The sequence below is a fragment of the Microbulbifer agarilyticus genome, from assembly GCF_001999945.1.
Lineage (GTDB): Bacteria > Pseudomonadota > Gammaproteobacteria > Pseudomonadales > Cellvibrionaceae > Microbulbifer > Microbulbifer agarilyticus_A.
Map to the genome: position 1 here is coordinate 3,599,783 of NZ_CP019650.1, position 14,098 is coordinate 3,613,880.

General features: G+C 57.0%; 6 protein-coding genes. 3 read left to right on the top strand and 3 right to left on the bottom strand.

From position 1 onward, the window contains the following. Positions 1-116: 116 nt before the first annotated feature. Positions 117-2,366 (bottom strand): DNA topoisomerase IV subunit A, encoded by a 2,250-nt coding sequence (parC, locus tag Mag101_RS15035; protein ID WP_077406804.1) that lies wholly within the window; start codon positions 2,364-2,366, stop codon positions 117-119. Between the two features lie 235 nt (positions 2,367-2,601). On the opposite strand from parC, the gene Mag101_RS15040 reads away from it, so the two are divergent. Together Mag101_RS15040 and Mag101_RS15045 are read left to right on the top strand one after the other, a co-directional pair. Beyond that, entirely contained in the window at positions 2,602-3,054 is a 453-nt protein-coding gene (locus Mag101_RS15040; protein WP_077406808.1) for a DUF2214 family protein, read from the top strand. Between the two features lie 118 nt (positions 3,055-3,172). Then, positions 3,173-4,708 carry a cryptochrome/photolyase family protein gene (locus tag Mag101_RS15045; RefSeq protein WP_077406811.1) on the top strand — a complete coding sequence of 512 codons (1,536 nt, stop codon included), beginning with the start codon at positions 3,173-3,175 and terminating at the stop codon, positions 4,706-4,708. Between the two features lie 38 nt (positions 4,709-4,746). Here Mag101_RS15045 and Mag101_RS15050 read toward each other — a convergent pair whose 3' ends face one another. Together Mag101_RS15050 and Mag101_RS15055 are read right to left on the bottom strand one after the other, a co-directional pair. Continuing rightward, positions 4,747-5,376, bottom strand: coding sequence for a hypothetical protein (locus Mag101_RS15050; RefSeq protein ID WP_077406814.1), 630 nt, complete (start codon positions 5,374-5,376; stop codon positions 4,747-4,749). Between the two features lie 121 nt (positions 5,377-5,497). Next, on the bottom strand, positions 5,498-11,128 hold the full coding sequence (locus Mag101_RS15055) for a DUF748 domain-containing protein (protein ID WP_077406817.1): 5,631 nt from the start codon (positions 11,126-11,128) through the stop codon (positions 5,498-5,500). Positions 11,129-11,481: 353 nt separating this feature from the next. On the opposite strand from Mag101_RS15055, the gene selD reads away from it, so the two are divergent. Continuing rightward, entirely contained in the window at positions 11,482-13,836 is a 2,355-nt protein-coding gene (selD, locus tag Mag101_RS15060; protein ID WP_077406820.1) for a selenide, water dikinase SelD, read from the top strand. Positions 13,837-14,098 lie beyond the last annotated feature (262 nt).

The following is a 14,098-nucleotide window of genomic DNA, read 5'->3' on the forward strand; positions in this document are numbered from 1 at the left end:
TGGAAGATTTTTTTGGAGCGTGCAGGTACAAAAAAGCCCCACCGGTTAGGGCAGGGCTTTTTGTATTCACTACGTCAGGCAGAAGTTTTCACACCGGCCAACCAGTGCGCGAAGGCTCACTTTTCAACCACTTCCACCTTATCGACTTTCTGGAAACCGCGCGGCAGTTTGTTGCCGCGGCGGCCCCGCTCACCCTGGTAGTGCTCAAGCTCGGAAACCTTGATACGGGTGTGGCGTTTACCGGCGTGAACCAACAGCTGATCCTTGCCTTCGAGCACCGCAATTCCCACCACAGTTTCTTCGCCACTGGCAGCGCGCGCAGCGGGGATATTGATGATCTTATTACCCTTGCCTTTGGACAGTTCCGGCAACTCAGATACCGGGAACACCAGCATACGTCCTTCGCTGGTCACTGCCGCGAGCAGCGCCGCGTCGGGGTTTTCGATCTCCTGTGGCGGCAACACACTGGCGCCCTTGGGCAGGGTCAACATGGCCTTACCGGCCTTGTTGCGCGATTGCAGGTCTGCGTACTTGGCGATAAAGCCGTAGCCTGCATTACTCGCCAGCAGGACTTTCTGATCGTCCGCCCCCATCAACAGGCCTTCAAAGGTGGCGCCGGAGGGTGGGTTAATGCGCCCGGATACCGGCTCACCCTGCCCCCGCGCAGACGGCAACGTGTGTGCGGCAATGGCGTAACTGCGCCCGCTGCTGTCGAGTAACAGCGCCGGCTGGTTACTCTTGCCACGGGCGGCAAAACGGAAGCCGTCGCCGGCCTTGTAGCTGAGCGATTCCGGATCGATTTCATGACCTTTGGCCTGGCGAATCCAGCCCTTGGCCGACAGCACCACGGTAATCGGATCGGAAGACAGCAACTCGGTCTCGCTGAAGGCCTTGGCTTCGGCGCGCTCGACGATGGGCGAGCGGCGGTCGTCGCCAAACTCTTTGGCGGCTTCCAGCAATTCTTTCTTGATCAGGGTCTTGAGGCGACGCGCGCTGTCCAGGGTCTTGGTCAGCATATCGCGTTCTTTCTCGAGTTCCGCCTGCTCACCGCGGATCTTCATTTCCTCGAGGCGCGCCAACTGACGCAACTTGGTATCGAGCACGTATTCCGCCTGCACCTCGGACAGCTCGAAGCGGCGCATCAGCTCCTGCTTCGGCTCCTCGTGGGTGCGGATAATCTCGATCACTTCGTCGATATTGAGGAAGGCGATCAACAAGCCATCCAACAGGTGCAGACGCTTCTCGACCTTTTCCAGGCGGAACTGCAGGCGGCGACGAGTGGTAACGGTACGGAAGCTCAGCCACTCGGACAGGATCTTGTCGAGGGATTTAACCTGCGGGCGACCGTCGACGCCGATCATGTTCAGATTGACCCGGTAGCTCTTTTCCAGGTCGGTGGTGGCAAACAGGTGATTCATCACCTGCTCCAGGTCCACGCGGTTGGACTTGGGCACAATCACCAGGCGGGTCGGGTTTTCATGGTCTGACTCGTCGCGCAGGTCACCCACCATCGGCAGTTTCTTCGCCTGCATCTGCGCGGCGATCTGCTCCAGTACCTTGGAGCCACTGGCCTGGTGCGGCAGCGCGGTGATTACGATATCGCCGTCTTCCTTGGTCCACACCGCACGCATTTTCACCGAGCCCTTGCCGGTCTCGTACATCTTGTGGATATCTGCGCGCGGCGAAATGATCTCTGCCTCGGTGGGCATATCCGGACCGTGGATAAACTCGCACAGGTCACTCACCGTGGCCTTGGGGTTTTCCAGCATGTGTATGGTGGCATTAACCACTTCACGCAGGTTGTGTGGCGGAATGTCTGTAGCCATACCCACCGCAATACCGGTGGTACCGTTCAACAGGATGTTCGGCACCCGTGCCGGCAACACCGTCGGTTCGTCCATGGTGCCGTCAAAGTTCGGCTGCCAGTCCACGGTGCCCTGACCCAGCTCGGACAGCAGCACCTCAGAGTATTTGCCCATGCGCGATTCGGTGTAACGCATGGCAGCGAAGGACTTGGGATCGTCCGGGGAGCCCCAGTTACCCTGGCCATCCACCAGCGGATAGCGGTAGCTAAACGGCTGCGCCATCAGCACCATGGCTTCGTATACGGCGCTGTCCCCGTGCGGGTGGTACTTACCGATCACGTCACCCACGGTACGGGCAGATTTCTTGTATTTGGCGCTGGCTTTGAGGCCCAGCTCGCTCATGGCGTAGACGATACGGCGCTGTACCGGCTTCAAACCATCACCGATATTCGGCAGGGCGCGGTCCAGAATCACGTACATGGAGTAGTCCAGATACGCCTTTTCCGTATAGTCCGCCAGGTGTTGGCGCTCGGAAGCTTCGTAGACTGAGGGCTCGGTCATACTGCGAGAGTCTCGTTATTCTGTGGGGACAGGTAAATATAAGAGGGGGATTATGGCCGACACAGACGAGCGGTTCAAAGATCCTGTCCACATCTGCACCAGTTTGCAGGTCGCAGGGGAATACGGCTAAATACGCAGCGACGCCCAAACTAGACCCAAACTAGACCCAAATCAGGCTCAGATTAGGCCCAAACAACCGCGGTCACTGGCGCCGCCACCGGTATGGAAACCACTTATGCCCGCGCTCTTCGCCTTCCTGCACCACCTTGCGTTCCTGGCCCTCGCTGTCACCCTGACGGTACAGCTGGTGGTCCTGGGGCAACCTCTTACTGTGCAGAGCGCGCGCAAATTAGGGATTGTGGACCGAATCGTGGGGGCGTCCGCCGTGGCCCTGCTGATTGTCGGCCTGCTGCGCGTGTATCACTTTGAAAAGGGCGCTGACTACTATTTCCACAATGCGGCGTTTCACGCGAAGCTGGCACTGTTCGCCCTCGCCGCCACGCTGTCGGCCGTCCCCACCCTGCAATTTCTCGCCTGGCGCCGGGAAATTGCCCGCGGGCAGCAGCCACAACTGCCGGAACGGCGCCGCCGCTGGCTACGTATTATCGTGCACACCGAGCTAACGGCATTGGTGGGCATGGCCCTGTGCGGTGCGCTTATGGCCAAGGGTATCGGCTACTTTGGCTGAGGCCGCCTGTGCCCGCTGAGAGCCATACGCCGCCCAGAAGGCATCCAAACCCCACAATTTTCGTACCAGAGCAAAACACCAACTATTCTGACCTCAGATATTGCTCACAGGTGCACGGGTGAAAAGACTCCGACTGGTTCTCGGTGACCAGCTCAATCACAACCACTCCTGGTACCGCGATGATGATGCTGAGACCTGGTACTTCATTGCGGAAATGCGCCAGGAAACGGACTACGCCAGCCACCATATCCAAAAAGTGGTGGCGTTCTTTGAAGCGATGGCCGAGTTTGCCGCATGGCTTAAAGTGCGCGGTAAAAATGTTATCCACTACACCCTGGATCACCCCGAGAATTCACAGAACCTCGGCACCAATATCGCCGGGCTCGTTGCCAAGCATCAATTCGCCTGTTTCCAGTACCAGCTGCCCGACGAATACCGGCTCGACCAGCAACTTGCGCAGCTGGCCGACGACCTGAGCATTCCCACCGAGGTGTTTGACAGCGAACATTTCCTCACCGAACGCAATGCACTTAGCAAATTCTTCGAAGGCAAGAAAACCCTGCTGATGGAGAGCTTCTATCGCCATATGCGCAAGCAGCATGACATCTTGCTGACCAGCGCGGGCGAACCGGAGGGCGGGCAGTGGAACTTCGACCAAAGCAACCGCAAGAAGTGGACCGGCTCACCGGAAATCCCGCACGCGCGCGGCTTCCGCAAAAACGTAACCGCAACTGTCGCGCGCTTGGAACATTGCGGGGTTAAAACCATCGGCGCTATCGACCCACAGCAATTCAGCTGGCCCACCTCACGGGAAGATGCACTGGCGGTGCTGCGGCATTTTTGTAGCGCGCTACTACCCCACTTTGGTGATTATCAGGATGCCATGCACGATCGCGAGGTATACCTGTTCCACAGCCGCCTCAGTTTCGCGCTAAATAGTAAGCTGCTGCACCCACAGGAAGTGATCGATAAAGCCATCGCGCACTGGCGTGCACACCAATCTGAAATCGATATCAGTCAAATCGAGGGGTTCGTTCGGCAGATTCTCGGCTGGCGAGAATATATGCGGGGCATCTACTGGAAAGCGATGCCCGACTATCGCCGCTGCAATCGCCTGCACAACCACAGGCCGCTACCCGAGTTTTACTGGAGCGGTAACACGCAAATGAACTGCCTGCACCACGCCATCCGCAACAGCCTGGACAATGCCTACGCCCACCACATTCAGCGATTGATGATTACCGGCAACTTCGCGCTGCTGGCACAGGTGCACCCAGACCAGGTAGAGGCCTGGTACCTGGGTATTTACATCGATGCTATCGAGTGGGTGGAGATGCCCAACACCCGGGGTATGAGCCAGTTTGCCGATGGCGGTTTGGTTGCCACCAAACCCTATGTGAGCAGCGGCAGTTATATTCACAAGATGAGTAATTACTGCGAGTCGTGCCGGTACAATGTAAAAGAACGCACCTCCGATGAGGCCTGCCCATTTAACAGTCTGTATTGGCACTTTATCGAAGAGAAGCGCGAACGACTGGCCCACAACCCGCGTATGTCGATGATGTTGCATCAACTGGACAAGATGTCAGATGCCGATCGCAAAGCCCTGCGCACGCGCGCCAGGCAGATCATTCAGAATCCGGATAAGTTCTAGGCGGCGCGTGGACCGTGCCGCCCGGCAGGTGAGTCCTTTTATCGATTCCAGTTCACCTGAAACTGAACCGAATTATCCACACCTTCGTCACCGCCATAGCGATACATGGACAGGGTGCCGCTAACGCGGTCAGTAAACGCCAGTTTTACAAACGGCTTGAGGTAGGTGTCGCCACTAATAGCGATATCTTCGCTGTAACAGTTGCTGCAACCCGCGATCTGCCGGCTCATATCCAGATGACGATAACCCAGATTCAGGCCAACCAAGAATTTGCGGCTCTCGCTCAGTGGATATTGCACGCCGGCATCTACATTCAGATTCCATGCAACGATTGAAGAATCTTCTGTGGAACGATCCCCACTCCACTCATTCTCTACGTACTGCGAAAATTCGGCCTTGTCGTCTACCAGAATCGCACCGGCACCGATATTGAAATTAAACAGGCCATATTCACCAGAATAACCCGCTCCCAGACCAAAACCGGAATCGCTTACGCCGTCAACACGAGCTACATCGGCGTCGAAGTTAAATATTTCGCCATGCAGGCTCCAGCTGCCCTGATAGTAGTTTTCAGATACCTCGGCCATCGGCATCTCTTCCGCACTGGCATTCACCGCCATTACCGAGGCCAACACGCCAGCTAACCAATGCCACTTATATTTGGTCATATTTCCCCCAAAACAGTTTTATATTGCTATTAGACCCGCAAACTGCGGGGTAGCAATTAGACGGGCGAATGACCAAAAACGCAAGATTGGTTCCACTTTCAACCAGTGCTTGATCGGCCCATTAATTCGAGAACTCTACACGCGGGGCTTTGCTGTTGGTGCCGATATAGTCCGGAGCACACTGGATAAAGTCTTGCTGACTGAGCCCGGCCTCAATCAAAAACAGCTGCACATTGCGACTGCGACGATTGGCCAGTTCCAATAGCTCTTCGCGCATGCCGCGCGGAGGATCGCGGAAAAATTCGCGAGCGGTTTCGCGCGATGCACCCATCACCTGTGTCTCGTGGGGGAACATCGCGTGCAAGTCCTGCATCGTGGCCACACCACAAATGCCCGGTCGCGCTTTCGGGTTATCTTTCATTGTGCCCACCATACTGTTTAACTCGGCCATCGCTTCGCTACTAAGCTGGTCACTCCCGGGGGCAAACAGCAGGTCATCGAAGCGTTCGGCGCGGAAACGGTCCCAGGCCAATTTAGCCAGGCTGTAGAATCCGATGGGGGTAAAGTAAGCGAACAGAGACTCGAGAATCGCCCGCTGTAACAGTTCGCTGAAGACAAACTGGAAGTTAAAGTCCGGATCGTAGAGATCACCGGTCACCGGCATTTTGATACGCACATCGCCATTGCCGTCTTTCAGCAAAGCGAGGGCAAAGCTGAGAGGAATAAAGCTTCTTTTCATTTCGAGGTGATCGGTATCTTTTACCCGGCGTATTTTTATTTTTTCCAAACCCATTTTCGCCAGCGCATCGAGTTTGTTATCCGCGACCGATAGTGTGAGCACAGCATCCAGCTGACCCTGCAAAATTTTGTAACCTAGCAGGCGTGCGATATACGGTGTAGCCGGAATCAGGTTCGCCCCCTCGACATATCCCAACAAGCCACCATCCCAGTGATTATTCTCAAGTAGATTGATATGACCAGCTAGGTGCATTTCACTAAAGCCGCCGGGGCTGGCCCTCAGGATGAGAGTTGCCGCTTCATCTTCGTAATAGTTGCTCGCGCCACGCAACAATACATTGATGTGCCGGACCGGTAATTTCGCGTGATAGCGCTCACTCTCGTCGAGCCACAGAAAGGTGCCCTGGTCTACATAGATTTCGCGAATGCGATAGCGAAAACGGTTCGCCTCACGGGCGATATCACCGCGTCGATACTGGTAACGATCCGCCTCGGGGGTGCGGTCGCGAAAGCGCTCCCAGGCACCGAGGTCGCCCTCGATATCGCGCGCCAATATACTGCGGGGCCTGAGTAGATTGATGCTATCAATCGCCAGATGTTTTTCTGCGGGCTGATATACGAACCGCGCGAGACTCAAGTGTTGAATTTGTGTATTCCACTGGTAATTCACAAACTCTGGCGCGCGCGGATTTCGCTGAAACAACTTGCTGTTGGCGACTTCGAGGGACAATACAGCCGTACGCTCTTTGGCATAGGTCACTTGCCGGGCTTCGGCGAACTCCAGCTCCAGTAGTCGGTCACCGCCGATGTCATTGATGCCCAGGCGGTGCGCCTGCGCCAGATCCAGAACCAGTTCGCGCCGGGTAAAATCAAATCGGCCAGACGCATTGAAGTCCTGCAGTTCCAGACAATAGCGCACACCGGGTACATAGCCCTTGGGGAGGCAGCCGTGCACATTGCCAAGGTGTAAGTTGTCGCTCACCAATTCCCCATCGCCAAACCCGATCAGGTCTGCCTGCAGTGTCTCCACCATCAACAGCGGCGCCGGTAGGTCTGCGGGGAAGTCCGACTGCGTAACCCGCAACCCGTCGACGGATACATGGCGAAGTTTCCGCATGGACTGTGGGTTGCGCAGGTCACTCAACTGCATACGATGCCCGCTATGCAGCACTATCGCACCCACGTCAAAACAGGGCGCCAGGGATTTTTCGGCAAAGCGCATTTCCGGCAGGCAGCCACTCAAGCCCGCGATTTCCCCCTCGGCAACCGACAGCGTACCCGCAGCCACTACCAGTTCGTCGACATCCAGATAATCAAAACCAACGCGCCGGGTCGCCCCCTGATTCAGTGAAAAATCACTGACGGTGATATGGCCAGTACTGCGAAAGGCGACATTTGCCTCACCCACCACCAGGGTTTGTTCACCGGGGACCTGCAGTCGCCCCACTCGAATGCAGGTTTTCGCACGGCCACCTTTACTGCTGTCTGAGGGCAGACAACCGGCGCCTCCCTGCGCATCAAGATCTGCGACCCGTAACCGTCCGCCACCGGGCCAGGCCAGGCCACGCCATTGCAAATACGCCAGTTCCAGCGACGGCTTTTGATTCAACGCCGGCAACAAGCGCAATTCATTCGCCTGTAGCGGCCCCAGCCGCAAACGCTCGTGTCCGCTGCCTGCGTTCGCCCCGCCGGCCAGTGAAATCAAGTTGTCGCCAGTCAGTGCAATCACGCCCCAGTCGAGACAGCCCGCCCAGAAAGCGCTGCGGTCGCCGCGCAACTGCGATGCCGCCAACCAATCTTTCGGCCCGCAACCGCGCAACGCGTTAAGTCGTAAATCCGTCAGGTTAAGCGCCAGCGAGCGTCGCCCACCCATCTGCACAAAGCCCACATTGGCTATTGATAGCTGCGCCAGGTCCAGCTGCGGTGGCCCTGACTGGTCGCCATACAACGCTACCTGCCCAACGGTGATGCCGTCGCCACGGGACGAAAGATCGCGGCTGCGCACACACTGGGGTAACCCCCGCTCGGGATCGGCATTGTGGGGCCAGCAAATGTTGATGCTCGATGCCTGCAATGCATCGAAGTTCCAGTCCGCCTGAGCAAAAGCGACAGGGGGCAAGTCCACACGCATGGAGAGACTGGACAACTCGCGAATATCCGCAGTGAAATCGCTGCTTTGGCCCGTGAGAGAAAAGCGCTCCAGCGCGAGCTGGTTCAAGTCGGCAAAAAAGCGATCGCCCCAATACTTCAATGTGAAGATGTCACCGGTACCCAGCGCCTGCAATTCCACACAACGCTCTGGCGAAAGACAAAAGGCCGCACCGGCGAGAGATGCCCCGGGCAAATTGAAATGTGCCATCGCAGGCTGCGACTGAAGCCGAATTTCCGCTTCCGGCAACGCAAGGCTGGCCAATGACAAAAGTGACTTGCCACTGGCACTGCGGACGATCGCGTGATCCAGATTCAGCGCTGCCGCATCCAGCTTGAAGCGAAAGGCACTGCCCTCTTGATCACCCTGTGGCATGCGCGAACGGCGTTCATATGCAATCTGCAACGGCTGCTGCTGTTGCAGATTGCGAATGTCAAAACAACTTGGGGTAAGCTGCCCGCCTGGCACTCCCCCTTTCACATCATGCCTAGCATCGTTCCTTGCATCTGCCTCTGCATCGCCCCTGGCATTTTCCGCAGCCACCAGTCGCTGCCAGGACCCAGGTAGGCAGCCCTGCAAGCTCTCCAGGGCGATCGCCTCCAGCTCCACCTGAGTACTACTGGTGCGCAGGTACTTGCCGATAGCGGCGGCTTCCCCGCGTGTTGCCGTGGACGAATCCGTACTTTGCCCCGCGTCATTCTGCAGTGCGCCTTTTTCGCGACCTTCGTCTCCGGCAATCACTTCCGTCGCGGCAAAGGTGCTGTCTTCACTGCCCCACCAGTATTCCTCACCGGCGGCGAAGTACTCGCCCGGCTCAAGCAGGTTGTTACCGCGCTTGAACAAGCCCGGCCCGGCACGCAAGTGTGTGAGAACCACACCGGTTTGCTGCTCACTCGTTGCAGCAAGATGATCGTCGAATACCAACTCTTCCAGGGAGAACTCGCCGAGGATGACATACGGGGACGCGGGTAGCGCATTTCCGCCATCCTGACGCAGCCCGCCTTCGTTCTGGGTATCGGCATCATCGACAGCGGAGTCCGCCCGAAAAATAAAATTACCCGCCCCGTTCAGCGCCACCAAGCGCGCGCACAGCGGCGAAAAGCGATCGGGCAACAAGCCATTGGGTGCGCAACCCGACAAAGACTGCAACGAAAAGTCGTCTGCAAGCACTTCTTTTTTGTCAGGGGTAATCTGTAGGCGCGCCCAGTCCAACTGGGTTAACTCGGCACCGTCTCCCAGCCGAGGGCCCGCACTTCCCATGGCGGCGGCCTGTGGCCTTTGTTCAAACTGAACATGCGCAAGAGACAGCGGACCGCTCTCTAGCGCCCAGGCTTGCGCTGGCCAACCGTTGTGCGCCACCTTGCGCGGAAACTGCATGGAGAAGGCTTCACCAATACTGAGCTGGGATAGATTCACGCACTGATCGGGGGTATCCCACAGCAGCCCCGGCAAACATCCTCTGGCCACATCCAATGACGCATCACTCAGGCCAAGGCGACGGCTTTTGTTGCGATACTGCAATGCGCCAATGTGCAGCTCATTGATTTTTAGTGGCTCTGGGTGGGGTGCTGTGCCGACCAGATCTTCGATCTCACCTTCCGACAGCACCCCGTTATTGATCTCCATGCCCAAGCCATCGCTCCAGGCAAAACGCGTAGCTTCCGGCAGGTTCAGCGTACCCGCGGTGACACAATAGTGTTGTTGGTCGTTGCGCCAGGCATTGGGGCACCATGAGAAGCGTTGCGCGGTACCACTCTGCCATGCCAGCGTTTTGTCTGGTCGCACAAAGTCAAAATTGCTGATGGCGATGGTTTCGGCGCGCCAGTTCGGCAGCTGTCGATTTTGATAGCGCAGGCGAACCTCTTCCCCGCTCAGACGATGCCAGGATATTTCACCCTCTTTGCCGAAAGAAAACTGCCCGCTTTCCTCAAGGTCCAGTCGACGTGCACTGCCGCAATGCCCACTGATCCGGTCAAGCGCGGGGATCGCTTCCGCCCAGCGTGCCGGTGAACAGCCTGCAAACTTGCGCGCGTGAGTATCGGCCATCGTGAAGTGATTCCCTGGCCGGTCAAAATGCACGTCATTGGTGTGCAAGTGCACCAGGGCAACCGTCGGATTTTCTTCTGCAGACGGTAGGCGCGCAGAGTCCTGCGCGGGAGGCTGGTAACCGAGACTGTATTGGGAAACATTGCCTGGCAGTTCATCCCACGCAAGCAGGTTGTCCACTATCATTTGCTCAGAGCCAATATCGAAATTCAGCGGCTCCTGCGCTTCGCGAAATGCGCTGACAAAGAATTCCTTGACCTGCATTTTTCCGATGCGGAAGCAGGTCGGGCTGGTCCATTCAGGCCGATGGAGATAGCAGACCACGCTGTCGTGTACCGTGGCATTGGCCCACTCCAGGCGCCAGTTTTTCGGTCGCTTGGGCCCTTCATCGAGCCACCAGCCACCAATCTCCCACACGCGCCCATGTATTTTCCCGGGGTGGGACTCCAGATCCATATAGGCGCCGTGCAGGTCCATCTGCCGCACGCGAATTTTGCCGCGTAACAGAGCCCACCAACTGAGCCCGAGGGACATTTCACGAACACGAAAGCCGCGCTCAAATTCATTGCGCATTTCTACATTGCGCAGATGCGCGTGGAGCCGTGGCAGCGACACATTCACATATTCAATACGCGCTTCGAGTCCTCTCGCCTGTAGCCAGCGCTGCACCATACCGGGCACAAAAATCGAGACAAAAAGATTCAATACCGCCACAACCACGAGCAGAATCACCAGCGTCCACAGCAGTCGGGGTATACCGCTGCCAGCAGGCTGCCGAGCCGGTGATACGGGCGGTGAATTGGACGTTGGTTTGGCCATCAAATCTCAGCGCAAGAAAGGATTCAGCGCACTGCCCACCATTTATTGGGGAGTTCTGGTGAAGCGTTGCGGGCTCTATACATTAAAGACCAGAGAGGCACCTGTGGATGTCGCATCAGGCAACCGAAAAAGCATTTCTTGCCGCTTTATTTTCCCTGCGATAAGCCAAACACCGGTGTCGCAAAAATTCCGGCGGCAAATGCTTCGCGGCAAAGTCCACAAAACGTGCTATTCCACACACGCCCATTACACTGTTTATATTTCAATCAAATTGGCACAAATGGTTGCAGCGCGGCGCACATACACCGATGTGCGATTGAATACGCAAGCGGCAACAGGGACGCGTCAGACCTATGCAAAAGCAAACTCACTGTCAGGATCTGGTATTGATTGGCGGCGGCCACAGCCACCTGGTGCTTTTGCAACAATGGGCCAAGCAGCCACTCCCGGGGGTACGCCTGACACTGGTCTCACCACAAGTACAAAGTCCCTATTCCCCCATGGTGCCCGGTTTGATTGCCGGCCATTACAGCCACAGCGATATTCATATTGATCTGCCACGCTTGTGCCGCGCCGCCGGCGCGCGTTTTATTCACGCGTGCGCGCACAATGTCGACCCACTGGAAAACCGGGTGTCGCTGCTGGGCCGTCCAGACCTGGCATTCGATTTTCTATCGCTGGCGGTAGGTGCATCGCCATGCCACGACATCCCCGGTTCGGAACTTGCGGTACCCGTAAAGCCGATCGGACAGTTTTATCGCTACTGGGAGCAGCTCAAGCAACAAGTACAGCGCAAACACCAGCCTCTGAAGCTTGGTGTCATTGGTGGTGGTGCCGGGGGCAGCGAACTGGCGATGGCAATCGCCTCCGCCTTGGAAGAGCCGATATATAGCGGTCGTGTAGAGCTGCACCTGGTGCAGTCCGGCAAAAAAATTCCCGCCGACTTTCCTTTGCTGGCGCGGCGTCTGGCGGCACGGGAACTGTCCCGGCTAAAAGTTCAAGCGCATACCAATTGGCGAGTTACCGAAATCACCTCGCGGGGAATCTATAGCGATGAAGGACGCTTCATCGCACTCGACAAGGTCCTGTTGTGCACGGAATCTTCTGCGCCACCATGGTTGGCACAATCTGGCCTGGCCATCGATCAGCGCGGGTTTGTTCAGGTGGACGATTATCTGCGCTCCATCAGCCACCCACATATTTTTGCCGCGGGTGATGTGGCCGGCATTAGCTCACCGCAGCCCAAGTCCTCGCAGGTAGCGCAGCAACAGGGCCCGACGCTGTTCCACAATGTGCGCGCAGCACTACAAGATACCCCACTAAAAGCCTACCGATCGCGACCCCGCTTGCTGCAACGCCTGAGTTGTGGCGGCCAACAGGCGATCACTGCATACCGTGGCTTGGCGGCGGTGAGCGCGCTATTTTGGCACGCAAAAGACCGTGCCGATCGCCACTTCGTCGACCAGGTTAATCACTTGCCGCTATCGCGATTTGTGCGCGGTAGCCAAGCCTGCGCACAAATTGTCTCGGAAGATAATGCGCTCGGAGACGGCGCCTTGGGTGTCGACTTATTTGAGCAGGCACTGGCGAAACTTGTGCAACCCGAACCAAAAAAGGCAAGTGAAGAAAATACGATTAATAGCGCGCGCAGCATTGCATTGAATACTGCCACCAGCGCACTCGAATTACCGGATGACAAACTGCTGGTGCAACACGCCGAGCAACTGTCCGCCCCCGTGCAAGACCCGTGGTTATTCGGCCGCCTGGCAGCACAGCACAGTCTCTCGCACCTATTTGCGGCGCAGGCAGAACCCTTCTCTGCCCAGGCACTGGTCACACTCCCGACCCAACTACCCAATGCGTCGCCTGCGCTCGCCAGTCGTGATTTGCAATTGATACTCGACGGCGCAGCGCGGGAACTCAACCAGTATGACTGTGCACTGACCGGCGGGCAGCTGTTGGAAGGCCCTGTGGCGCAAATAGGGCTTACCCTAAACGGTAGTGGCGATCGCGGCTCTGTTGCTGCACAGAACGGTGTGTGCGCTGGTGACTGTCTGATTCTTACCAAACCGCTAGGTAACGGTGCGCTATTTGCGGCGCAGGCACAGGGCAAGGCGCATGCGCGCTGGTTACAGCAGGCACTGGATACCATGCTGCAAAGCAACCTGACCGCAGCCAATATTTTTGTGCGCAACGGCGTGCGTTCCATGACAAGCGTCCATCGCGCCGGTCTGCTCGGACAAATACTGGAGATGCTGCACTGGCACCCCCAACCTCTGGATGGGGTTGTAAAACCTGCAGAGGTCTCCACTCTCGGCATCAGCGTGCTTACCGATGCGCTGCCATTCTTGACCGGCGCCACATACTGCGCCGAGCACGCAGTGCTGTCCTATCTGCATCAACACAACGCGCGCAGTTACAAAGCCGTGCAAAATCCGGGGTTCTGGCAAGAAAAACCCCATCTACCCATGCTGGTGGATCCGCAAATCTGTGGTGGCCTACTGGGAGCGGTACCAGCCGAACATGCGGAGCAATGTATTTCTGCGCTGCATGCAGCGGGTTGGCGACACGCGGCGGTGATCGGCTTTGCCGACACATTGACCGAGAAAACGGATGCATATGCGCAAACAATCTCACAACCCATTTACCTGGCAAGTGGCGATGACTGGAAGAAGCTTGCGGCGCACCGTGCGACGGTAGCGCTGTAAATTATCAGCTAAGAAAGCGCGTGCGCACACTCACACACATGGGCACTAGACCAGTTATTTCCTTTCACTCGAGACCATTTCGCCTGTAACCATAAATTGATTGCCAAACGCATACCGTGCGGGGATACTGGCTTCCTCTCAGGTCAGATAGTTATTACGCATCTTCCCTATCTGCCCTTTTACCGGGGCGCCCCCGGTGCATTAAAAATATTATAAAACGGGTCACACAGAGCGCTTCGAAGAGCCAGAATTAATAAGCTCT